Source organism: Wohlfahrtiimonas chitiniclastica (assembly GCF_002252325.1).
Lineage (GTDB): Bacteria > Pseudomonadota > Gammaproteobacteria > Cardiobacteriales > Wohlfahrtiimonadaceae > Wohlfahrtiimonas > Wohlfahrtiimonas chitiniclastica.
On sequence record NZ_NEFL01000001.1, the window covers coordinates 457,365 to 478,508 of the forward strand.

The 21,144-nt window shown below is 41.6% G+C and carries 25 protein-coding genes; 9 read left to right on the plus strand and 16 right to left on the minus strand.

Annotated elements, in window-relative coordinates:
* Positions 1 to 129: 129 nt before the first annotated feature.
* From B9T10_RS02125 to B9T10_RS02145, 5 genes are read right to left on the minus strand one after another with little or no spacing between them, the layout of a single operon-like run.
* The gene (locus tag B9T10_RS02125; RefSeq protein ID WP_246534757.1) at positions 130 to 354 is read right to left on the minus strand and encodes a SlyX family protein; all 225 of its coding nucleotides are present in this window, start codon (positions 352 to 354) and stop codon (positions 130 to 132) included.
* Positions 332 to 2,347, minus strand: coding sequence for a transglutaminase TgpA family protein (locus B9T10_RS02130; RefSeq protein WP_246782137.1), 2,016 nt, complete (start codon positions 2,345 to 2,347; stop codon positions 332 to 334). Before B9T10_RS02130 ends, B9T10_RS02125 begins: the two co-directional genes overlap by 23 nt.
* 4 nt (positions 2,348 to 2,351) lie before the next feature.
* Complete coding sequence (locus B9T10_RS02135) at positions 2,352 to 3,239, minus strand: DUF58 domain-containing protein (protein ID WP_246782138.1); 888 nt, start codon at positions 3,237 to 3,239, stop codon at positions 2,352 to 2,354.
* A 2-nt stretch (positions 3,240 to 3,241) separates the two neighbouring features.
* Positions 3,242 to 4,153, minus strand: a complete 912-nt coding sequence (locus B9T10_RS02140; RefSeq protein WP_094537684.1) for an AAA family ATPase — start codon at positions 4,151 to 4,153, stop codon at positions 3,242 to 3,244.
* Positions 4,154 to 4,171: 18 nt separating this feature from the next.
* Positions 4,172 to 4,621 carry a copper resistance protein NlpE N-terminal domain-containing protein gene (locus B9T10_RS02145; RefSeq protein WP_063454954.1) on the minus strand — a complete coding sequence of 150 codons (450 nt, stop codon included), beginning with the start codon at positions 4,619 to 4,621 and terminating at the stop codon, positions 4,172 to 4,174.
* Positions 4,622 to 4,741: 120 nt separating this feature from the next.
* On the opposite strand from B9T10_RS02145, the gene B9T10_RS02150 reads away from it, so the two are divergent.
* The 3 genes from B9T10_RS02150 to B9T10_RS02160 are packed head-to-tail and all read left to right on the plus strand — an operon-like array spanning position 4,742 to position 6,865.
* Positions 4,742 to 5,497 (plus strand): methyltransferase domain-containing protein, encoded by a 756-nt coding sequence (locus B9T10_RS02150; RefSeq protein WP_094537685.1) that lies wholly within the window; start codon positions 4,742 to 4,744, stop codon positions 5,495 to 5,497.
* Positions 5,498 to 5,505: 8 nt separating this feature from the next.
* Positions 5,506 to 6,591 (plus strand): A/G-specific adenine glycosylase, encoded by a 1,086-nt coding sequence (mutY, locus tag B9T10_RS02155; protein ID WP_094537686.1) that lies wholly within the window; start codon positions 5,506 to 5,508, stop codon positions 6,589 to 6,591.
* Positions 6,584 to 6,865, plus strand: a complete 282-nt coding sequence (locus tag B9T10_RS02160; protein WP_094538014.1) for a GIY-YIG nuclease family protein — start codon at positions 6,584 to 6,586, stop codon at positions 6,863 to 6,865. The genes mutY and B9T10_RS02160 overlap by 8 nt, the downstream gene beginning before the upstream one ends.
* Here B9T10_RS02160 and folE read toward each other — a convergent pair.
* Positions 6,848 to 7,396 carry a GTP cyclohydrolase I FolE gene (folE, locus tag B9T10_RS02165; RefSeq protein WP_094537687.1) on the minus strand — a complete coding sequence of 183 codons (549 nt, stop codon included), beginning with the start codon at positions 7,394 to 7,396 and terminating at the stop codon, positions 6,848 to 6,850. The two genes, B9T10_RS02160 and folE, sit on opposite strands and share 18 nt — an antisense overlap.
* 130 nt (positions 7,397 to 7,526) lie before the next feature.
* Between folE and B9T10_RS02170 the strand changes: the two genes are divergently transcribed.
* On the plus strand, positions 7,527 to 8,393 hold the full coding sequence (locus B9T10_RS02170) for a YicC/YloC family endoribonuclease (RefSeq protein ID WP_063503526.1): 867 nt from the start codon (positions 7,527 to 7,529) through the stop codon (positions 8,391 to 8,393).
* Between the two features lie 36 nt (positions 8,394 to 8,429).
* On the opposite strand, the gene B9T10_RS02175 is transcribed toward B9T10_RS02170, so the two are convergent.
* From B9T10_RS02175 to B9T10_RS10145, 9 genes are all read right to left on the minus strand, one after another.
* Positions 8,430 to 11,372 (minus strand): DEAD/DEAH box helicase, encoded by a 2,943-nt coding sequence (locus tag B9T10_RS02175; protein ID WP_094537688.1) that lies wholly within the window; start codon positions 11,370 to 11,372, stop codon positions 8,430 to 8,432.
* Between the two features lie 5 nt (positions 11,373 to 11,377).
* Positions 11,378 to 11,773, minus strand: a complete 396-nt coding sequence (locus B9T10_RS02180) for a (deoxy)nucleoside triphosphate pyrophosphohydrolase (protein ID WP_094491184.1) — start codon at positions 11,771 to 11,773, stop codon at positions 11,378 to 11,380.
* A gap of 209 nt (positions 11,774 to 11,982) precedes the next feature.
* On the minus strand, positions 11,983 to 12,447 hold the full coding sequence (locus B9T10_RS02185; protein WP_094537689.1) for a hypothetical protein: 465 nt from the start codon (positions 12,445 to 12,447) through the stop codon (positions 11,983 to 11,985).
* Positions 12,448 to 12,562: 115 nt separating this feature from the next.
* The gene (locus B9T10_RS02190; protein ID WP_094537690.1) at positions 12,563 to 12,751 is read right to left on the minus strand and encodes a hypothetical protein; all 189 of its coding nucleotides are present in this window, start codon (positions 12,749 to 12,751) and stop codon (positions 12,563 to 12,565) included.
* 73 nt (positions 12,752 to 12,824) lie between these two features.
* Positions 12,825 to 15,431, minus strand: coding sequence for a toprim domain-containing protein (locus B9T10_RS02195; protein ID WP_179220618.1), 2,607 nt, complete (start codon positions 15,429 to 15,431; stop codon positions 12,825 to 12,827).
* A 5-nt stretch (positions 15,432 to 15,436) separates the two neighbouring features.
* Entirely contained in the window at positions 15,437 to 15,757 is a 321-nt protein-coding gene (locus tag B9T10_RS02200) for a thioredoxin family protein (protein ID WP_063503962.1), read from the minus strand.
* Positions 15,750 to 16,127: a hypothetical protein gene (locus B9T10_RS02205; protein WP_094537692.1), complete on the minus strand. Its 378-nt coding sequence runs from the start codon at positions 16,125 to 16,127 to the stop codon at positions 15,750 to 15,752. The genes B9T10_RS02200 and B9T10_RS02205 overlap by 8 nt, the downstream gene beginning before the upstream one ends.
* 23 nt (positions 16,128 to 16,150) lie before the next feature.
* A complete protein-coding gene (locus tag B9T10_RS10350; protein ID WP_018122079.1) occupies positions 16,151 to 16,342 on the minus strand; it encodes an ogr/Delta-like zinc finger family protein in 192 nt (63 codons plus the stop codon).
* A gap of 16 nt (positions 16,343 to 16,358) precedes the next feature.
* The gene (locus B9T10_RS10145) at positions 16,359 to 16,529 is read right to left on the minus strand and encodes a hypothetical protein (protein ID WP_018122078.1); all 171 of its coding nucleotides are present in this window, start codon (positions 16,527 to 16,529) and stop codon (positions 16,359 to 16,361) included.
* A gap of 139 nt (positions 16,530 to 16,668) precedes the next feature.
* On the opposite strand from B9T10_RS10145, the gene B9T10_RS02215 reads away from it, so the two are divergent.
* From B9T10_RS02215 to B9T10_RS02230, 4 genes are read left to right on the plus strand one after another with little or no spacing between them, the layout of a single operon-like run.
* The gene (locus B9T10_RS02215) at positions 16,669 to 17,367 is read left to right on the plus strand and encodes an XRE family transcriptional regulator (RefSeq protein ID WP_179220619.1); all 699 of its coding nucleotides are present in this window, start codon (positions 16,669 to 16,671) and stop codon (positions 17,365 to 17,367) included.
* A gap of 20 nt (positions 17,368 to 17,387) precedes the next feature.
* The gene (locus B9T10_RS02220) at positions 17,388 to 17,630 is read left to right on the plus strand and encodes a YdcA family protein (RefSeq protein WP_094537694.1); all 243 of its coding nucleotides are present in this window, start codon (positions 17,388 to 17,390) and stop codon (positions 17,628 to 17,630) included.
* A gap of 31 nt (positions 17,631 to 17,661) precedes the next feature.
* Positions 17,662 to 18,645: a DUF4875 domain-containing protein gene (locus tag B9T10_RS02225; protein WP_094537695.1), complete on the plus strand. Its 984-nt coding sequence runs from the start codon at positions 17,662 to 17,664 to the stop codon at positions 18,643 to 18,645.
* A 50-nt stretch (positions 18,646 to 18,695) separates the two neighbouring features.
* Complete coding sequence (locus B9T10_RS02230) at positions 18,696 to 19,442, plus strand: DUF4145 domain-containing protein (protein WP_094537696.1); 747 nt, start codon at positions 18,696 to 18,698, stop codon at positions 19,440 to 19,442.
* Here B9T10_RS02230 and B9T10_RS02235 read toward each other — a convergent pair.
* Positions 19,372 to 20,355 carry a contractile injection system protein, VgrG/Pvc8 family gene (locus tag B9T10_RS02235; protein WP_094537697.1) on the minus strand — a complete coding sequence of 328 codons (984 nt, stop codon included), beginning with the start codon at positions 20,353 to 20,355 and terminating at the stop codon, positions 19,372 to 19,374. The two genes, B9T10_RS02230 and B9T10_RS02235, sit on opposite strands and share 71 nt — an antisense overlap.
* A 58-nt stretch (positions 20,356 to 20,413) precedes the next feature.
* On the opposite strand from B9T10_RS02235, the gene B9T10_RS02240 reads away from it, so the two are divergent.
* Positions 20,414 to 21,139 carry a hypothetical protein gene (locus B9T10_RS02240; protein WP_094537698.1) on the plus strand — a complete coding sequence of 242 codons (726 nt, stop codon included), beginning with the start codon at positions 20,414 to 20,416 and terminating at the stop codon, positions 21,137 to 21,139.
* The last annotated feature ends 5 nt before the right edge of the window (positions 21,140 to 21,144 follow it).

A 21,144-nucleotide genomic window follows, 5' to 3' on the forward strand; every position in this document is an offset into this window, starting at 1 on the left:
AAACACACCTAACAACACTTTTTAAAAACTCTAAACATCCATTCACAGTCTTTAAAAAATTTTAAAACGAGTTGTTCATTATATACTTTTTATTCACAGTCGCAAACGGCTAGAACCGGCGATGCCCCATTAATAATGTGGGGGACGCTCATCTAAAAGCGAAATCTGTGAGTCTTCTGTCTTCTCTGCTAATTTAGAAGATAATGTGATCAACTGATTGTGCAAATCTTCGATTTGGCGTTGTTGATCAATCAGACATTGATTCAATGTCTCAATCGTGAGTTCGTGAAACGCCTCGCGCTGCTCTAATTCATCTACGCGGGCGCGTAAGTCATCCATTTCGTCGTGTGCCATTGTTACCCTTCACAATTTTCTGCATGGCTAAAATCGCTTTCTTCACCAAAGTGGTTGATTGTACACCTTTATGCGGCGCATAAAAATAGCTCACCAACATTTGTTGCATCTTTTCCAAACTTTTTTGCTCATCCTCTGAAAGATACGGCATCAATGCTTGCTTGAACTCATCGATTGAAGTGCCTTGCGGCAAATCGAGCCTAAAGCGTGCATTGCTCAGCGCCAATAAGCGCTGATACTCATCACTCACCGTGCGTTTAAAGGCACGCCAAGGTTTCATCACCCACAGCACTAATGCAAATACAATCAGTAGGATGAAAGCAATTGTTACTTTCAATAACAAGGCTGTGGTCATCTCTTTGACATTAAACAGCATGGAGAAGAGAGATTGTTGCGTTTGGTTTTGATACCCTAAAACAAATTTACTCCAGCGATAATCTAAATCCTCTTGCCATGCTTTAAGAGCGGCCAACCAGCTTTGATCACCCTGACCCACGGTTGTTTCACCCGTCAATTCCATCAATAACGCTTCAATGCCATGGTCTAATCGATTCGGTGCCACTGCCATCGTAGGATCAAGTCTCACCCAACGATTTTGATCCCAATATTCCACCCATGCATGGGCTTCTTGCCCTCTGACGGCAACGCGGCGTTCGGCAGCTTTAATGTCGCCGCCAAGATAACCAATGACAACACGGCTCGAAATGCCTGCACGGCGCAGCATCCAAGCCGTTGCCCCTGCATAATGTTCACAAAAACCTCTTTTGGTGTCAAACATAAACTCATCGAGGGTGTTTTCACTCGTCAATCGCCCTGGCTCTAACGTATATACATAATCCTGACGAAAATGCTGCAAAATCTTTTGCACATATTGTGTCGGGTTTTGACTCTCTAACCATAAGCGATCGGCCAAAGCGGCAGTGTAGGGATTATCATTCGTGATCTGCGTATAACCAGATGCGGCAATCTCAGCCACATTTTGCCCATTTTGCAATTGAGCCTCTTTATAATAAGTGCCGCCGTATTGAATTTTCTGCTCTACCGGATAAGCATACTGATAACTGAAATCAGGCAAAGGCACAATAGTATTTTGCCCTTCATCCATCAACGTGAGATCAAGGGTTGCCAAATAGCGCTGCTGCGTTGGGTCTAAAATAATGCTGTAATGTTGCCCGTTTGAAGACTTTGGCAAACGGTATGTGGCAGATGGTAAAGTGCGTGCAGCATTCGTTTGGCGCCACGTTTTCCCATCAAAATGATCCAGCGTTAAGCTGCGCCAATACAATTCATTGACCTTAGGCACTGTCCCTTCAAATTCAGCCCAAAACATGTGTTGATCACTGCTGGCAAGCTTTGCGATGCTCCCAGGCGTCATACTGTTTGACACACCGGTTTTGGCCACTTCTGTCATCTGCCCACGCCCTGGCAATAGAGAGGGAAAGCGCGGAAACACCAAAAAAAGTACAATCATTAAAGGCAAAGAGAGCGCCATCAACTGTAATGCCGTTATAAATTGCACTTTATGATTGACGCGCCCATAACCCACTTGCTGCAAACTGAGCATTCCTGATACAACCAGCGCAAAGATCAGCACTGAATAAATAAACATGCCAATGCTGCGGTCAAATAAATATAATGTTGAAATCCCGATCAATCCCACAGCGCTGAGAATATAGCCATCACGCACAGTTTTAGATTCCACAAATTTAAGGGCATAAATCGCCATCAACAAAATGCTGCACCCTGTGGTATTGAGAAAATTGCCTTGCGTGGCATACAAAATGCCCACAACGGCTAAAATCATCGCGACTTTGACAATGCTTGAGGGAAATCCCATTTTCATTCGATAAATGCGCAGGCGCCACACAAAGCAGCCCACAAACATCAGCGCCACCCACATGGGCAAAAAGAGCCACAATTGTGGCAAAAGGGTTAAGACAAACGCCGCGCCGAACCAAATGACTGAGCTGCGTGGAAGATCCATATTATTCATGCCTCTATCGTTGATATAATGCCAACGCCTCTAAACAACGCGTTTGATGAGCATCGCCAGTATTCGGTGAGATCATGAATGCCCCAAGGCGTAAGCCGAAAGCGTGCTGAGCTTGTGTTAATGCTTGGACACAGTGGCACAGATAAGACAATCGCACTTCCATGGGCCCTGAAAAATCCGCATCACTGAGCCACACTTCAGTGGTGGTTTGGCCAGAAAATTCCTTCACCCAAACCCCTTGACCTTTAGCATAGGCGCGCCAATCAATCCGCGAAAGCGCATCCCCAATGGCATATCTTTTTAATCCCTCAAAATGATCCACACCACGGATGATGTGCGCCGCTGACTCTGATGCCCCTTGACCCTCTACCATGGTATGGTGTGTTGGCAGTGGGATCGTCATGGGTTTGGGATAACATAAGGTGTGCGAAGGCAGATCAATACGCGTCCATGCACGAAACAGCCCGAGCGGATAAGTCGTCGACAGGGTGACAGGCGGTAAATCAACGCGCCCTCGGACACAATCCTCAATCAATATTGGCGCGGTGACCCTCTGTTCTTTTGGGCAATCAATGCGCACCTCATAGGCGGCAATGCCCACCACAATGGCCGGATGTAAACGATCAGGTGCCTCAACACCCACCGGAAACATCGCCGTTTGTCCAGCAAACACAGGATCTGCACGCCCCGCCGTGAGCTTTAATTGATCTAAATTGCGCCAGGTGAGCACCATGGTGGCCAAAAAGAGTGAAAAGAGCCAAAAACAGAGCAGATACACCAAAGCATTGTCAAAATTAATGGCCATCACCAACAACACGCCACAGAGCAACACATAAATGAGTCCAAAACGTGTGGGTAAAATATAAAGAGTGCGGCGATTGATGGTCTGCATGATTACACAAGCGTTGGAATATGATTCAACAACCATTGCACCGCATCATGGCTGTTGTGTCCACTGTGACGCAAACGGTGCTCAAAGACACTCGGCAACACCGCTTTCACATCTTCTGGCACCACATAATCCCGCCCACTGACCAAAGCATATGCCTTCGCTGCTTTTAATAATGCCGCACTACCGCGGGGCGAAATGCCAACAGCAAAGCGCGCCTCGGTACGAGTGGCAAACACCAAGCGCAAAATATAATCTAACAATGCATCCGATGCCGTCACGGTCATCACTTGTTGCTGAATGAGGCTGAGGGATTCTCGCGTCAACAGCGTTGGCAATGCGGCCACTTTACCGCGATGGGTTTCCCCTTTTAATATGCGGCGTTCTGCTTCCTGAGTCGGATAGCCAAGCGACAACGTCATTAAAAAGCGATCCATCTGAGAATCCGGCAATGGATAGGTGCCACTGCCCGCTGTGTTTGGATTTTGAGTGGCGATCACAAAGAAGTGTTCTGGCAGGCGATAACTTTTGCGCCCGATGGACACTTGTCGCTCTTCCATTGCCTCTAACAATGCACTTTGGCTTTTTGGCGTGGTGCGATTGATCTCATCGGCGAGCAGCAATTCTGTAAAAATTGGGCCATGGTGCAGGCGAAAGGCTTGTTGTGCTTGATCAAAGATCTCGCCGCCAATGATATCCCCTGGCAATAAGTCAGAGGTGAATTGTAAGCGTTGATACGATAAACCGAGCACTTTGGCCAAACTGTGCGCTAAGGTCGTTTTCCCCATTCCGGGCAAATCTTCTAACAACAGATGACCTTTTGCAAATAGGCAGGCCAAACTTAATGTGACCTGCGACTCTTTACCTAAAATGATGGCGTTGAGCGCCATTTTTATTTGTTTGATTTGATTATGCATGACGACTCAAGAAAAATATTAACGCACCACTTTTTGGAATTTAGGCTCTGAGGTGATCTCGGCAAAGCTTGCCACAGGATGATCTAACAGCACCATCTGATTTTCTGCCACAAAGAAATGCATGTTGCGTGCATTTAAGAGGCGAATGATGGGGGCATTTTTATCCCACGTATAACGGCCTTGAAACACAATGGGTTGACCTAATGGTGCACCATTTTTCATGCTTTGCTCAATGTAACGATATTGCCCATACTGATTCACTTGCAATTGTGCATTGGTATAATCACACCCTTCGCATTTTAAACGCGTGCGATACGTGCCAGGATAATCAAGGCTCGTTTGGGCGATTTGTGAGGCTGTTTCTACAGGCTCAACAGATTTTGGCGCCTCTGTTTTTTTAGGGGAAACAGATAAGCAACCGGTTAATATTAAAGGCAACATTGCCGCTGTGATCACACTCTTTTTCATACGTACGCTCCATTATTTTTTAATCAACATCACAGTCATTCATTGTAGCTGATATCTGGCAAATTTGACATTTTTTCACCCCTTCCACTATGATCCCTCTTTTCTTTATGGTTTTCCCTCATGACTGCTCCTCGTTTTGATGCATTAAGCGCCCACTTTCAGGATAAAATTTATGCCTCCTTTAAAGGCCAATTGCGCCTGGCCATTTTAGAGCGTGATTTCCTCAAATTTGATCTGCTCAAGTGTCCTTTCAAAACTTTGGACATTGGCGCAGGCCAAGGACAATTTGCCAGAGTATTGGCGGAAAATGGTCATGACATGACCCTTTTAGAGGCCTCCGAAAATATGTTGAGCCTTGCCAAAACGCGCTTTACTGAGCATCAATTGACGGCAACCTTCATCCATGATGAATTGCAAAACATTCCAGAGCGCTTCACAGAGCCATATGATCTGATCCTTGCCCATGCGGTGATCGAATGGCTAGACAATCCTGCCGACATCATTCAAATTGTCAAAGATTTAATGCATCAACACAGTACGCTCTCCCTACTCTTTTATAATGTCAATGGTTTGATTTATCACAATCTCATTCGTGGCAATTATCGTTATGTGGAGAAAAACAATTTCCGTGGTGAAGCGGGCGGCTTAACGCCCATTTCACCGGTGCAACCGACAGAATTAAAACAAGCGCTAGAAACTGCAGGTTTTGAGATCATCCATCAAAGTGGCATTCGCACCTATTATGATTTTATGACCAAAGACAATAAGCAAAAAATCAGCACGGAAGACCATTTAAAGATGGAGATGCACTGCTCCACGAAACCTGAATATCTGCCCAATGCCCGTTATTTGCATTGGCTCGTTCGCCTAAAATGAGAATGAACATGTCACTTTTTTTAGCCCCAACCACGGGGGAAACACTGCGCGCCTTTCATCAACAATTGATGCAATGGTTTGATGAATATGGTCGCCATGATCTACCGTGGAAGCCACAGGATCATTACACCCCTGCCCAAAACATCTATCACATTTGGCTTTCAGAGATCATGCTACAGCAAACGCAAGTGGCAACGGTGATCCCATACTTTTTTAATTTCATTGAGCAATTTCCCACCATCAATGCGCTGGCGAATGCAGACATTGAACGCGTACTCAAAGCTTGGGAAGGCCTAGGCTACTACGCCCGCGCCCGCAATTTACATCAAGGCGCACAATATGTGCGGGATCAATTCAATGGCGAGATCCCCTGTGATTTTGCGGCCATTCAATCCATCAAAGGCATCGGGCGCACCACCGCCGCTGCCATCATGAGTCAAGGCTTTAATCGCCCTTTTGCGATTTTAGATGGCAATGTCAAACGCGTGATGGCACGCGTCACAGGCGCAATGCACCCAGAAAAACAATTAGAAAAAGTGCTCTTGCCCTTTGCCTATATGATGAGCAGCCAAGCGCGCCCAAATGATTATACGCAAGCGGTGATGGACTTTGGCGCCACAGTGTGCACCAAGCAACCTAAATGCACCACTTGCTTTTGGCAAGCGCATTGCATCACATTTCAACAGCAACAAGTGGCGATGATTCCCGCGAAAAAGATCAAAGCTGTGAAAAAAGATCTCGAACTCTTCCCCATTATTGTGGAAAATCAGCGTGGCGAATTATTGTTTCATCAACGCACCACAGAGACCATCTGGCACAACCTTTATGAGTTCCCGCACCTCTCTTCCCATTTGCTAGACATTGAAGAGATGATGCCGAATGTGACCGTGATCGAAAGCATCTCCTTACCGCGCTTTAAACATGTGCTCACACACATTAATTTTCACATTGAGCCGCTATGGATTAAAGTGACAACGGATGAACCCTCCATCGTCATCAATGGACAATGCTATGCTTTCACACCGCGCGCCATTTATGAAACGTATGCAAAAACCAAGCCCACCAATGATTTATTAGATGCAATTTATGGCTGATCACTTCTTTTATGTTCTGCTGTGTCATGATGGCTCACTCTATGCCGGTTACACCACAGATCTAACGCGGCGTACAGCGACACATAATCGCGGCAAAGGGGCAAAATATACGCGGGCGCGTTTACCCGTACAACTGATTCATGCAGAGCGCTTTGCCACACAAACCTTAGCGATGCAGCAAGAATATGCCTTTAAGCAATTGACGCGCACAAAAAAAGCGGCTTATTTAGCCGCTTTTGGCGTTGATCTCACGCGCTTACTTAATGAAGCTTAAAAACTCTGCACGCGTGGCCGGATTGTTTCTAAAGGCGCCGAGCATGGCAGACGTCACCATGTGAGAATTTTGCTTCTCAACGCCGCGCATCATCATGCACATATGTTTTGCTTCAATCACAACCGCAACGCCTTTAGCATCCGTCACTTCTTGAATGGCATTGGCGATTTCAGAGGTGAGCGCCTCTTGAATCTGTAAACGGCGCGCAAACATGTCCACAATGCGGGCAATTTTCGATAAACCAAGCACTTTGCCATTGGGCAAATACGCCACATGCGCTTTACCGATGAAGGGCAAAATGTGGTGCTCACACAAAGAATACAATTCGATGTCTTTGACCAATACCATTTCATTGCTGTCTGATGAGAAAATGGCGCCGCCCACCACATCTTCTAAGGTTTGCTCATAACCACGACACAGATATTGCATCGCCTTTGCAGCGCGTTTCGGTGTATCAACAAGGCCTTCGCGCTCAGGATCTTCACCAATTTCAGTTAAAATGGCACGGTAATTTTTTTCTAAATCAGACATGATCGCAACTCAATAATGTGAATAAAGCTCCGAAGTTTACTAGGAATTGGCACATTGATCAATGATATTCACCAAATCCCGCAAAGAGCGTTATAATTGCATTTTGTTTATCGTAATTTTAAGGAACAGTATGATCTCCTCCATGACAGGTTTTGCCAGAGAAACCGTAGCCACAGACTTTGGCACATTATCCATTGAGCTACGCAGCATCAATCACCGCTATTTAGAAACCTATTTTAAATTGCCAGACCTATTGCGTGCCTTTGAACCTGCCTTGCGTGATCAAGCGCAATCCGTATTAAAGCGCGGTAAACTTGAGATCATGATGCGCCTAGAAGCAGCCGGTGCCACCAATGAACATTTAACCCTCAATGAAACGCTTGCTAAAAATGTGATCGCCCTGCATCAAGAAGCCAATGCCATCCTTGGGACAACACATGCCTTGAGCCCTTCTGAGTTGATGCGCTTTCCCAATATGCTCATCACGCGCACGCCAGATCCTGATGCGTTAGAAGCCATCACCACACAAACCTTTGCAACGGCACTTCAATCATTGGCTAAAAACCGCCAAGCAGAAGGCGCACGCATTCAAGCTGTGATTGAAGATCGTTTAAATAAAATTGCAGCGCTGACTGAACAAGCCCAAGCCCTGCGCCCTGAAGCCATCACGCGCCTGCGTGATAAATTAACGGCGCGCTTAGCTGAATTTGCCATTGAGGTGGATCAACAACGCTTAGAGCAAGAATTAGTCTTTGCCATTCAAAAATTGGACATTGATGAAGAGATCGACCGCCTCCATTCTCACGTTGTCGCCATGACCGACGCCATTGCCCGCAATGAACCGATTGGCCGCCGCTTAGACTTTTTAACCCAAGAGTTGAACCGCGAAGCGAATACACTTGGCTCAAAGTCCCAAGATGCAGAGCTCACCGCCATTGCCGTTGAGTTAAAAGTGTTGATCGAACAGATCCGCGAACAGATTCAAAACATCGAATAATCGCACCATTGAAGCCCCGCAAAGCGGGGTTTTGTTTTATGGATGAATTAAATATTGATACAAACTCTCTTTCACCGCTTGCTTGAGCTCTAAATTGAGCGTCACTACATTTTGTGCTTTTTCTGCCGAGATCAGCATTTTTTCTTCGCAAAAGCTCTTTTGATCGGGTTGAACGCGCCCTAAACAGTAAAACTCGCGCCCTTCATCATTGTCTTTTTTCACAAAAAGATACAAAGCGATATTGCGAGCTTCACTGTGATAAAACGCCTGCACATCTTTACTTTTAAGTGTGCGCTGCCCTTTTGAAAACCAATGCAGGAGCGATGGATTTAAAAAAGCATCCCCATATTTGGTGCGCTCGCTGATGTTTTCATCTTTATGATAATTGACAAAAATGGGGCACACTGTTTCATCCCGATCAAATAGATAACCCCCCACACTTTGCGCATTTGGATTTTCTTGGTAATTGAGAATGCGAAAGACATCTTTGCGGCTATATTTTTCATACAAAATAAAGCGCCCATCGATCAAACATGCATCTACCAACTTTTGTCGATAAATGGCACGGGCTAAATCCACCGATTGCATCAAATGGGTTTTAAAACTTGATTGCGCCAACAATGTTTTAAATTGTGGCGTCAAAGCAAAGGATTGCCCATCAAATGCCACCACATCATACAATGTTGCATCTTTTAAATATGCACTGTGGCGATAAACCACTTTGCGTTTATTGACCTCAGTCACCACAAAGCTAAAGTTAAGATTATCCACCACTGAAATGATGTCCGCATCCGTTGGCGTAAAGTGAAAATGTGCATTGCAATGGGATTTAAATGCATCTAACGTGATGACGTGATGCTGTAATAATTCAAAGAGCAGACAACTTTCTGTAATGCGCTTGGCATTATTGATCTCACCATCAAAGTAACGTAGCATCGCGGCAGCATCCTCTGAAAGTGGCGGCACATGCGCTTTAAAAACATATTTCAGCGCTTGATAGTAACTGCCAAACACCCGAATGTATTGATAAGGATCGCGCGAGCCATGGCGGATAAAGTCAATGGGCATCGGCATATGCCCAAGCTTATCAAAGAGCGCCTTCATGTCCGTGGCCAAATCTTTTTTATGGTCAAAAGATGCTTGATTAATCGCAGCATAAATGCGCTGCTCTGTAATGGCATCAAAGCTAATGCTCGATGCGCCCGGCAACGCGCTGCTGCCTTCACTCATTTTTCGGCGAAGCGCATCTTTGTTGTAGGAATGATCACCAAACAGCGCCATCGGAATCATATAGTTATTGGCATAATTACCAATAAAATCTAACACCGTGACATAAGATTTATCCTCAGCTTTCCGTAAACCACGCCCAAGCTGCTGTACAAACACAATCACCGATTGCGTTGCGCGCAACATCACAATGAGATTCACGCGAGGAATGTCGATCCCTTCATTGAAAATATCCACCGTAAAAATGAATTGTAGATGATCCACATCATCAGATTCGAGCGATTCAATCGCCGCCTCACGTTCATGTTCACTGTGGCGCCCAGACAAAGCACATGCACGAAAACCAAACCCACAAAATTGTGCGGATAATGCATCGGCCTCTTCTACACTTGAGCAAAAAACCAGCCCGCGATAATCTCCAGTATCCGTAGAATAATGGGTGATTTTCTCCAAAATGTGCGCCACACGTTCTTCACGAATCAATTGATTAAAGCTTGGCGGCTTTTTCACATCGTCCGTCAATACAATGTCCGCAATACCGTAATAATGAAATGTGGTGAGTAAATCTGCTTCAAGTGCATCTTTTAAGCGAATTTCATAGGCAATGTTGTGATCAAAATATTGAAAAATATCTTCACCACTCATGCGCTCTGGCGTTGCCGTCATGCCCAATAAAAATTTGGGCGTAAAATGGTTAAGAATGGTTTGATACGTTTGTGCCGCTGCGCGATGTGTTTCATCAATCACAATGTAATCAAAATGATCTTGAGCAAAATGCGCTAAATGATGGGGCAAACTCATCGTTTGCACTGTGGCAAAGAGATAATCGGCAGCGTAATCTTTATGATTGCCATCAAATAAGCCAAAGGTAATGTGGGGATCATGGCCTGCAATGTTGGACAATATCTTTTGATACGACTGCATGGATTTGGCTGCAATCGTGCTTCTGTGCACTAAAAAGAGGAATTTTTTGGGTTGAACGCGCGCCACATCAAACGCCGATAGATAAGTTTTGCCCGTGCCAGTTGCAGAAATGAGCAATGCCTTTGTTGCCCCTTTTTCATCGCGAAGATGTTGTAAATTATCCAAAGCTTTTAATTGCATGGCATTCGGTGCAATCTGTTGCCCGCTTGTGATTTTCGTCTGCTGCAATTGGTTTCTACCAAAGCGCAATTGCTCATACTGAACACGATATTGATCAATGATGGCTTTGCTCACAAGGATGGATCGCTCATACATCACTTGTTGTTCAGCTTTGATCTGCTCGATGATCTCGCCATTAATGGACGCATCTAATTTAATATTAAATTCATAATTTTTGCATAAGGCACTGTCCGTCAAATTGCTACTGCCAATGACCACAATGCTCTGCTCGCCCTTTTCAAAATAAAAACATTTGGCATGAAAGCTGTTGTGCACATCAATGCGCAATTCAATGTTTCGATAGGCCAATAAACGCTCAAGTGCCGCAGGATCGGTAAAATTAAGGTATTGTGACACAATGATCACGCCTTTAATCGATTTACGATTCAATTCATCGAGTGCCTCACGAATCACCGCAACGCCGCCTGTCGTCACAAAAGCCACCGAGATAAAGAATTCATCACAGGTTTTCAGCTGCTCTAAAATCGTGGTGAGCACCTTTTTTTCGCGTTTAAAATCATTGACTAAAATGGCAGGTAGATATTGCCCACTTGAAATGTGATCCACATCATAAAAACTTGTGGTCAGATCATTGAGAAGATCATTCATAGCGCTTACTCAAGATAACTGAGCTGATCAATAATCGGCAAATCCGCCGCAGCCCAATCTAATGCGTAAAGCTCACTGATGGGCAACCACACATAATCCATGTGTTCATTTAAACGAAAGTTTAGATCAAGGGGCGTGCATAAAAATGCGTGCATGATGATTTTAAAATCAGGATACGTGTGATGGACTGTGATCAAAGGCTCATCCACTTGAATGACCCAATTGAGCTCTTCATCAATTTCACGAATCAAGGCCGCTTCATGGGTTTCACCGGTCTCTGTTTTGCCACCTGGAAATTCATATTTATATGCTAAATACTCTTTTGCATTGGCCCCACGCTGGGCACAAAATATTTTGCCTTCATGTTGAATGACTGCCGCAACCACTTCTATTTCTTTCATCATTGTAACCATTATTATTTGTCAATATTGATGCTATCATTTGCAAAATTTATCGGCCAGTATACAACATTTTGGCAACAAGATGATCGCGAATATCCACACAATGGAAAGAAAATGGCGCGCCCGAGAGGAAACCTAAAAGTAACTAAAGCCCTTGATTTAAAGGGCTTTATATTTGGAATATTTATTTTTTACTTCCAAATTTACTTCTAATAATCTCTACCGAGTGTTTTCCACAATGTTTCTTCTGAAATTTTTAAGTGCTTACACAATTGATCCACCGACCATCTTTTGGTTCTGCCACTCACAATTGGTTCTGGCAGCATGCCATCTCTTACATAATTATTAATGGTGTAATTATGGATGGGTTTGCCATTTTCTGACATGAGTATAGCAACGTCTTTTTGTAAAATAAATGCTGGTTTGAAATTATGACTCACATTTAACCTCTGAAGCAACACACCTTTGTGATAAGCATCCATCAAGCCATTACGTGTGAATTGCTCAATGTGTTGCATCCCGACTAAACTAATTTTTGAGATGTTATAAAGCCACTGCCCATCAAAGCTTTTTGTATTGTGGCGGCTCAACATATAACCATGATCATTTAAGAATGTCTTAATTTCATTGTTGATGATGTATGAGGTTTTGTCGCGTTTATCCATCATGCTCATAATAACTTTCTCCCTAATTCAAAATGCTGTTTTACTGCTTCCAAGTGTGCCAATTCAAAAGATTGTGCAGCGATGACATATTCATAGCCGTCCAATTTAATCGTAAAGTTCTGCATTAATCTCCCTTCATTGCTGCTTTAAGTTTATGAATCCGTCTTTTTGCATCATTGATTTCATCAATGATCAATTTGTATTCCCGCCGCTGGACCTTACGACGATCAAATAACTGCATTCTTTGTTTTTGTAGATATGCCAAAATGCGTTCAATACCAGCAATGCGCTCATTCATTTCCAAATTATTCATACTTAAATCCTTTTTCTAATCAATTATAAAATTTCACTGTTTTTCCAAAGAAAATAACGATTGGCCATTTTGATTACCCCTTACCTTTATGAAAAATATAACAACGCAATGAGCCAAAACCCTTACCTGCTCTGTTCGTGTACTCATCATCGTTGTACTTAGAATTCACAACTTTGTTATGCTCAATGTATTTGTGCCTGCTGGTGTGTGGCAGCATCTTTTTAACTGTTTTAATGTCATCAAGCTGCTGGCGCATCTCTGCGGCCAATCCATAAAACTGATTTAAATTGATGGCGATATACTCATCATTTCTGGAATGATTAACCGCAAAACCTTCAGTATTGAGATACTCATAAACCTCCCAGAACTGTTCCAAAATCGGATGATCTTGCTTAAGCTCAATATCGCGTTCAACCGCAATTCTGCAAATGTACTCTTCAGTTGCACGCAAAGTGTGCTCAGGAATGGGCATTAAAAACTTCAAAGCCTGCAACAATGAGAGCATCAAGCCATGCGTCAAGCCAATGCGCGTTGTCTGCACCTCTTCCAATGCCATAATGCGTGCTCTGTTTTGCTCAAAGACTGAATGAACACACTTTAAGATGGCATCTTCATTTTTAAGTGCTTCGACCAAAAAGCCTGACAACTCATCCATTGGTATTTGCTCTAATCGACGGGCTTTAATGCGTGACTCAGAGGTGTGATTGCTCGTATCAAAATGCACATACACAAGGCGGGACAACAACGCAATTAAGTTATCGCGCGAACCTGCGGTAATGGCTCGCTCATTTTGGGATAAAATCAACGAACCTCTGAATTTAGGGCTGTTGGTGTTATTGCCATTATTCTTTTGGCCCGTTGTTCTCAAATAACCGCCATTGTATAAGGATTTGAGATCCTCTAAGTTAAAGCCTTCACACTCAATCATCACTGTTGGCAAGTTGGCCACTTGTGATAATGTTCTGAAATAACCCACTTTAGAACCATTATTGGGATTGACCCCTTCATAATCTCCCCCTCGCCCAGAGAGTTTCCACATAAATTGCAAAATGGTGGATTTACCAGCACCCGCCTCACCTGTGAGCTCCAAAAATGGAAAGCCTTTATAAACATCCCGCAATTGCTCTACAAATAATGAACCGAGCCAAAACGCTAAAACCGTCAATCCTTTTTGGCCAAAAACATCAATAAAATCTTGATGCCAGGTATTTTGATAATCCATGCTTGGATCAAATTCAGGCATTGAAAATGTTGTCTTAATGTTTTGGTTCCCTGGCAACTCAAAATACTCTTCCTTATTGAGCTTATAGACACGGCCATTTTTAACGGCAAACTCAGGGAAAATATACGCGCCCAACTCTTTGGCATACCCTAAAAATGGTACGGTGCTGATGTCTTTGATATCGCTCGTTTTCACACGATAGATTTGATCTAAATGCTTTGTTTCACCTGTAAATGTTGCACCGGATACTGTATTCATCACACGTGCTTTAAATTCGCCCGCGCTGGACAATTGCTTAGGTGAAAAGGCATCCTTATTGCGCTTATTCTTCATGACCACTTCAAGAAAGTAGAATAACTCATTCGTATCCAACTCTTTTTGTGCGTATAAAATATTTGTGACGCAATTGGCGATCTCAGTGATGGTACAAGATGATTTAAAGGCTGTTTCCTCGTCCTCATCGTTTTTATTGATGGCTTCAAGCATCGACTTCACATCCACTTTGACCCAATAAGTGTTGAAATTGAACTCAAGGAAAAACTGCTGCTTTTCATAGCGCTGATACATCAAATATGCTTTGCGCATCGGTGATCTTGCGGACAACACTGCGCCGTGGTGAAGATAGGTTTCAATATCTTCATCATCTAATTGCTCTTTGATGTGCTTATCGTTCCAATCATCGCCATCATTGGTAATGGCCAAACGGATGTCAGAAAAGAATCCTATTTTTTCACATAGCTTTAACCACTTAATGGCGGACTGTTTGCCTTTCTCATCTGAATCTAGGGCAATCACAATGTTTAAGCGCGGATTCTTTTGGTAGATCTGCGTTAAAGTGTGTTCAGGAAAGTTATTGGCACTCATGGCGCTGATGGCATGAATATTGTGATGTCTTAACGCAATCGCATCAAAGATCCCTTCGACCACCCATAACTCATTAATCTTGCTCACATCAAGATCATTAAAATGCCAAGCCAACCCTTTGTATGAATAGCCTTTTTTAAAATGGGCTTTTTGCTCAAACTTTTCCAAGTTTTCAATCAAGCGCTCCCAATAACCATCCCCTGGCATTGGAAAACGTACCGTTGGTGTGGAAACTTTTGTGCTATAATCAAAAAACGTTTCTTGCGTGAATTGGTCACACAATGTGGTGTTAAAGCCCCTTGCTTCCCTCAAGTATGCTTTAGCAATTGCGCGGCCATCTTCTGCCATTTCATGGGCATAGCGTTTAGAAAAGTTTTCAAAGATGTCTGGATAACGATCACGTGCGGAGATCTCATAACCGCACGTGGTACTATCACATTGGATCTTCCACGGATCATCACCAAATATCCATAATTTCTTTTTCTGACAGCTTGGACAAATGCCATTTTTATAGCGTTTGCCATTGCCTTGAGGCTTTGCCCCTGTTTCTGCGATGAAGCGGCGCACCACTTCATCTCTCTGACTGCGTTCCATTTTCATTACATTTCACTCGTCATATAATTCACAAACTGTGTGTAGCCACATCCGCGGTTCACCTCTTTGCCTTGCTTGAACACAACAAAAGAAGGTGCAACCTTGATATTGAAGCGGTGCATCATGTTCTTCCCGACGCTGTTTGGGCTGATGTCTACATTGACGCATGCAATGTGTAAATGACGTTTGCTGAACTCATCGAGCATGTGCAGCATTTTCTTAGAAGATGTGCAGTGGCTACGCGTGAATAAAATAATGGTGGGCTCGTTATCTGTGATGTTTTTGAGCGTTAAACCATTGGTAATATTGATCACATAACTAGTCATGATTCACCCCCTGAGATGCACCCTTCTTAATGGATTTCATCAATTCATGGATTGAGATGGCAGACTTCAACAAATGAATGGTGAATGCTTGATCCGCCACTTCATCCGCCGCTAAGTAATATTGATGACGCACAGACTCAAGCACACTTAACACTGCAGAACTTGTCGTTTGTCTTAATAATTCAGAACTTGTCATTTGTGATGTTTGTTGGACAAAATTCTGTATATCATTTGAATAGTTGATAAACATGGATGTTAAAGCTTGGCCGCGCACTGCTTTTGCTACGCGTTTAAAATCCAAGTGTGCTGCCTCTAAACATTGAGATACATTTTTAATGGGTAAAAAAGTGCCCTGACTAACTAAAGCCATAATTTTTTCTCCTTAAGTTTTAATTAATTAGATTTCGTTTTAATGATCCAGCGATCAACCGTTTCATAGGTCACAAACGTGGATGAGCAATGCAGATTTGTACACTGGTAATACTTCTCCCTCGTTTGTGTCGTGATCACTTTAGTGGTGACAATTTTGGCTCTGCTACCACACTGTGGACATTTATACGAATTAGCGGTTCCTGATCTATTCACATACTCTCCAAATGTGTTATTTGCAGCTGTACTCTTCAATTGCTTTTTTTAATAAAGCATGAGCCACAGTCGCAACTGGACGCTTCTCTCTATTTGCAATGTTTCTGAGCTGATTTAACTCAGATTTCGTGATGGATACACGAACTTGCTCACTCCTTTGCTCGCTTGTAAAAAGCTTATTTTTCATTGATAATACTCCAAGTGACTTAACGAATGACTATATTAACGTCTTACCAAATGACTACCAGATGGATAATACTTGTCAAATGATTCAAAGTCAATATTAACATTAACGAATGTTACATTTATCTATTAAGGTGAACCAAATGACAACTGTCGGTGAACGACTCAAAGAAGTAAGAGATGCATTAAAACTGAGCCAAAAAGCCTTTGCTGAAATAGCAGGTGTTGGTGCGCACGCTCAAATGAATTATGAAAAAAATGAACGTAAACCTGATAGTAGTTATTTAGAGCGAATTGCCCAGGCTGGATGTGATATCCAATATATTATTACGGGCATACCATCTAATAGCTCACAGCCCAAAATTTATGACAACGCTGGTCATTTAGTTGATTTGGAAGAATTCTGTTTTGTGCCTCGTTATAAAGTATTTGCAGCAGCAGGTCATGGATCAGCCATTAATGAAGAAACCTATGAGTTCTCATTGGCATATCGTAAGTATTGGGTTAAAAAATATTTAGAGGTCAATCCCAAAGATTTAATTGCCATCACTGCCCGTGGTGACTCTATGATTGGCGTCATCAATGATAAGGATGTCATGCTCATTGATACTGCAAATAAACTCTTTAATGATGGGATTTATGTGCTCAGAATCGATGGTGATTTGATCGTTAAAAGCGTGCAAAAGCTACCCAATAAAATCATTGAAATTTCTAGCACTAACCCACTTTATAAACCGTTCACGATTGATATGAAGAACCCACCGAATGACTTTGACATCATCGGGTGCGTTGTGCATGTTGAGCCTGTGACATTGTTTAGAAATCGGTGCGTGAAGGATTAGAAAAACCCAAAGGAGGATGCATGAAAAAATATGCACTATTAATATTATTAAGCCTATCTTTTCTGCCACTGTCATATGCTAGAAACATGCCATGTAGTAAAGGTGCTGGTGGTATTAAAGCATGCACCACAGATGGCAGGTTCATATGTAATGATGGAAGAATCAGCAAATCAAAGAAGCGTTGCAACGTGAAAACAGATAAGCCAAAAGCAGATAAACAAAAATCTACTAATGGTAAAACCAACATTAATAAAACTCATTAATCCAAGTTGAAAAATAGATGAGAGAAGGCTAATGGAAAAAATACATAAACAAAAAGAATTTAAATCATTGAATAATGCATTGTTACAAGATGAAGTGATTCATGATTATGTGGTCGCAAACATTAAAAATGCTAGATTTCTAGTTGTGGCCACAGATAAACGAGTCATTTTTGTTCAAAAGAAATTAATGAGTGAAAGTATTGAAGCTATTAACTTAGATGACATTGCACTATCACCCTTCAAATCAGGATTTTTAGGTACATCATTCGGGATTAATCACCATATACTCAAAATTCAAGATAAGAAAAAAGCACAGAGCTTTTACAACTTATTAAGCCCACATTCTGGCCAATCGAATGTAGTAACTACACAGCATAAGAAAAAAAATAATACAGTTGGGTTGATTGCTTTTATTATTATTTCAGTTTCTGGTCTTGTTGTATTAATTGATAACTATGATGAAAATCATCAAGATGTTACATACACACAACAAAATGTTATAAAACCTAAATATGATTTATCATTAGCAAAAAATTATAACGTGATTAATAAACGTAATACAGGATTTGCAAATTATCATAGGGGTCAAGTTCATATATATGCGAATACTACGAGTGAAGCTGAACGTATCGCAACATTAATTCAAGCTGCTAAAGACTTAAAATCATCAGAAGACTACCAATATTTCCAAGTTTTTTTACACCCTTATCCCAAAGAGATGAGCATCATAGGAACAGTTGGCTCATTAACTTATGATGTATATGGCAAAGGGGTAAGTAGTAGAGATACTAACTCTCCTTCCATGAATATCTCTGTTGCTCTTGGCAATATAACACCTGAACAAGATAAGGTTATTAAGGCATGGGATAAATACCGTGACAACTTTATCCAAGATGGCATCGTGAATGAAGAAAAACTTAAAGCCTATTTGATTAAAAATAAAATACTCACACCACAGGAATTAGATTTACTTCCTGTGTTTTTTGATACAAAAAAAGTTACTATTTTTGAATAATAACTAACTATAGTTGGCTATTTTTAATAAATATTATATAGGTAAAATGTATGTCTAAATCTAGAGTTTGTCCATTTTGCATGGTTTCATCATATATAAAAAAAGATGATTATCAATCTACTACAATTGATTATAAAGATGAGAATAACAATCTATTTTCAGCAGTTTTCAATGTCATTCCATGTCCCAACCCTTCTTGTAAAAAGGTAGAAATTAATATGGAAAAAAGTATCATACATCATACCGCATTAAAATTTCCCTACTCAGAACTTTTAATTGAACCAAGTAATGAAACCGCTCTTAAAGACCTCCCAACTTATATACCTAAAGCAATAAAAGAAGATTACAGAGAAGCACAACTAATAGCGAGTTTATCCCCTAAAGCATCTGCAACATTATCCCGCCGCTGTCTACAATCAATGATTAGAGATTTCCATGGTATCACTAACAAAAAAACACTACATGCAGAAATTGAAGCAATTAAAGATAAAATTGATCATGATGTATATAGTGCAATCATGGGATTAAAATCAATAGGAAATCTTGGTGCTCATCCTGAAAAGGATATAAATCTTATTATTGACATTGAACCAATAGAGGCTCAAGAACTAATAGGTTTAATAGAAATATTGATAGATGATTGGTATATCGCTAGACATAATAAACAAGAAAGACTTACAAAAATTAAAGCACTATCTGTAGAAAAAAATAATAAAAAAGAATTCCCTAAGTCTTCACTTCCACTTCAACCTGAGTCGTTAAACCACTCTGATCAAGGTTATGAGTCACACGAGTAGCAATCCAATTTTGTGAATCAATCTCCGCCTTAAAGCCCAGTACTTTCACTGGGCTTTCTGCTATGAGCTCAGGGCGACCCATCGCCAGCGTAAACGAAAATGATGCAGCTGCACGTTGTACCCGCTTCAATTCATTCTCTGCCGCTGCCCGTGCCTCACCTTCCGTTTTGTAAATGCGGCGCAGCATCTTTGTGCGCTCATCATCGCCCACCAAAACCTCTTTACGCACGCCGTTCTTAGTAGTTGTGTATTTTGCTTTAATGCCCGTATAAGCATCACGATCATTCACAGAATAACTGTGATTATCCCCTTGATTACGGGTAATGATGATTGTGGGCAACTCTTGGCCGCTGGCTGTTTTGCTCTCCCCACGCTTCAAAAATAAGATGGTACCCTTTTTCACCGTGGCCACTGCATCAAACTCTTCAGCCAAACGCGTTAAAAAGTTGGCATCACTCTCATTGCGCTGCTGACGATCCTGCACTTTAATGTTGGCCAACTCCTCAGCCACACAGGATTCTAATTTGTGCTCCCCTGCAATCGCTTCCACAATCTCTTTGATGGTCTTTTGATGATATGCCTTGTTCTTCTGCTCCAAAAGCTTCTTTCTAAAGTCCGCAGAATTGGCGGAAATGGTGATCACATCAGGTGCGCCTGTATGTGAAACCGCATCCACAACAAAATCCCCGCGATCAATCAATGCACCAAAGCCAATCTTCACATTGATTTTAACACCACGCTTTGGCAACGCCATGAGACCATCGCTATCATCAATCACGAGCGTCAATGTATCAGCATCAAAGCCACGATTATCAACCAAATTGAGGGATAATAAGCGCGAATTAATGCGGCTGGTAATGTTCTTTCCATCAACAGTAATGGCATATTGTGGTGTTTTGGTATCAAAAAGCATAGTAGTTACTTATAATGAAGGGTTAATATTAATTATGCACTTACTTAAGGATAATAAAATGGAAAATAAAAATTATAATTGGCGTTGGTTTAAAAAAATTTCTTTAATAATACTTACCATAAGCATGGTCATTGTAAGTTTTTGGATGTGCAATGCTTTCTTTGGGAAAATCCCTGTAACAACAACAGCTATAAATATTGAAATTGGAACAGTTATCAATGCCTTGATTATAGGTTTTTTTGCATATAAAGGCGCTGAACTAGCACTCAAAGGAGTCCAAGAACAAAATAGATTTCGAGTAAATATTGAGGTTTTATCTAAAAATAGACAAGATTGGATAAACGATTTGCGTAAACATATGGCGGAATATATAGATCTATTCAATTCTGTCGATCGAGCGAAAGAAAATACAATTAAACTCACTAATCCATTACCTATAGATGATGCAAAAACCATAAATGATATCAAAAATAAAACTATTGCTCTCTACTACTACATAATTCTCTTAGTCTCTAACAAGGCAAGAACAAAAAATGATAAAGTCACTGATAACTTCATTATTATGTTAGATCTAGCACATCATTCTTTGCTTAAGAACGATACATGTTTCAAAGATGAATTCGAGAAAATTAACAATGTAGTAAATGATAACAATCCTGATAATACTACAAAATATACATATGATTGTAGCCAAAAAACATTTGACTTAATAAGTGAACAACTAAATATATGTACTCAAAAACTTTTAAAACAAGAATGGGAAAGAGTTAAAAATGGTGAATAAATACA

Coding starts and splice junctions, on each gene's coding strand:
- B9T10_RS02125 (WP_246534757.1), bottom strand. CDS start 354: ATGGCACACGACGAAATGGATGACTTACGCGCCCGCGTAGATGAATTA.
- B9T10_RS02130 (WP_246782137.1), bottom strand. CDS start 2,347: ATGAATAATATGGATCTTCCACGCAGCTCAGTCATTTGGTTCGGCGCG.
- B9T10_RS02135 (WP_246782138.1), bottom strand. CDS start 3,239: ATGCAGACCATCAATCGCCGCACTCTTTATATTTTACCCACACGTTTT.
- B9T10_RS02140 (WP_094537684.1), bottom strand. CDS start 4,153: ATGCATAATCAAATCAAACAAATAAAAATGGCGCTCAACGCCATCATT.
- B9T10_RS02145 (WP_063454954.1), bottom strand. CDS start 4,621: ATGAAAAAGAGTGTGATCACAGCGGCAATGTTGCCTTTAATATTAACC.
- B9T10_RS02150 (WP_094537685.1), top strand. CDS start 4,742: ATGACTGCTCCTCGTTTTGATGCATTAAGCGCCCACTTTCAGGATAAA.
- mutY (WP_094537686.1), top strand. CDS start 5,506: ATGTCACTTTTTTTAGCCCCAACCACGGGGGAAACACTGCGCGCCTTT.
- B9T10_RS02160 (WP_094538014.1), top strand. CDS start 6,584: ATGGCTGATCACTTCTTTTATGTTCTGCTGTGTCATGATGGCTCACTC.
- folE (WP_094537687.1), bottom strand. CDS start 7,396: ATGTCTGATTTAGAAAAAAATTACCGTGCCATTTTAACTGAAATTGGT.
- B9T10_RS02170 (WP_063503526.1), top strand. CDS start 7,527: ATGATCTCCTCCATGACAGGTTTTGCCAGAGAAACCGTAGCCACAGAC.
- B9T10_RS02175 (WP_094537688.1), bottom strand. CDS start 11,372: ATGAATGATCTTCTCAATGATCTGACCACAAGTTTTTATGATGTGGAT.
- B9T10_RS02180 (WP_094491184.1), bottom strand. CDS start 11,773: ATGAAAGAAATAGAAGTGGTTGCGGCAGTCATTCAACATGAAGGCAAA.
- B9T10_RS02185 (WP_094537689.1), bottom strand. CDS start 12,447: ATGAGCATGATGGATAAACGCGACAAAACCTCATACATCATCAACAAT.
- B9T10_RS02190 (WP_094537690.1), bottom strand. CDS start 12,751: ATGAATAATTTGGAAATGAATGAGCGCATTGCTGGTATTGAACGCATT.
- B9T10_RS02195 (WP_179220618.1), bottom strand. CDS start 15,431: ATGGAACGCAGTCAGAGAGATGAAGTGGTGCGCCGCTTCATCGCAGAA.
- B9T10_RS02200 (WP_063503962.1), bottom strand. CDS start 15,757: ATGACTAGTTATGTGATCAATATTACCAATGGTTTAACGCTCAAAAAC.
- B9T10_RS02205 (WP_094537692.1), bottom strand. CDS start 16,127: ATGGCTTTAGTTAGTCAGGGCACTTTTTTACCCATTAAAAATGTATCT.
- B9T10_RS10145 (WP_018122078.1), bottom strand. CDS start 16,529: ATGAAAAATAAGCTTTTTACAAGCGAGCAAAGGAGTGAGCAAGTTCGT.
- B9T10_RS02215 (WP_179220619.1), top strand. CDS start 16,669: ATGACAACTGTCGGTGAACGACTCAAAGAAGTAAGAGATGCATTAAAA.
- B9T10_RS02220 (WP_094537694.1), top strand. CDS start 17,388: ATGAAAAAATATGCACTATTAATATTATTAAGCCTATCTTTTCTGCCA.
- B9T10_RS02225 (WP_094537695.1), top strand. CDS start 17,662: ATGGAAAAAATACATAAACAAAAAGAATTTAAATCATTGAATAATGCA.
- B9T10_RS02230 (WP_094537696.1), top strand. CDS start 18,696: ATGTCTAAATCTAGAGTTTGTCCATTTTGCATGGTTTCATCATATATA.
- B9T10_RS02235 (WP_094537697.1), bottom strand. CDS start 20,355: ATGCTTTTTGATACCAAAACACCACAATATGCCATTACTGTTGATGGA.
- B9T10_RS02240 (WP_094537698.1), top strand. CDS start 20,414: ATGGAAAATAAAAATTATAATTGGCGTTGGTTTAAAAAAATTTCTTTA.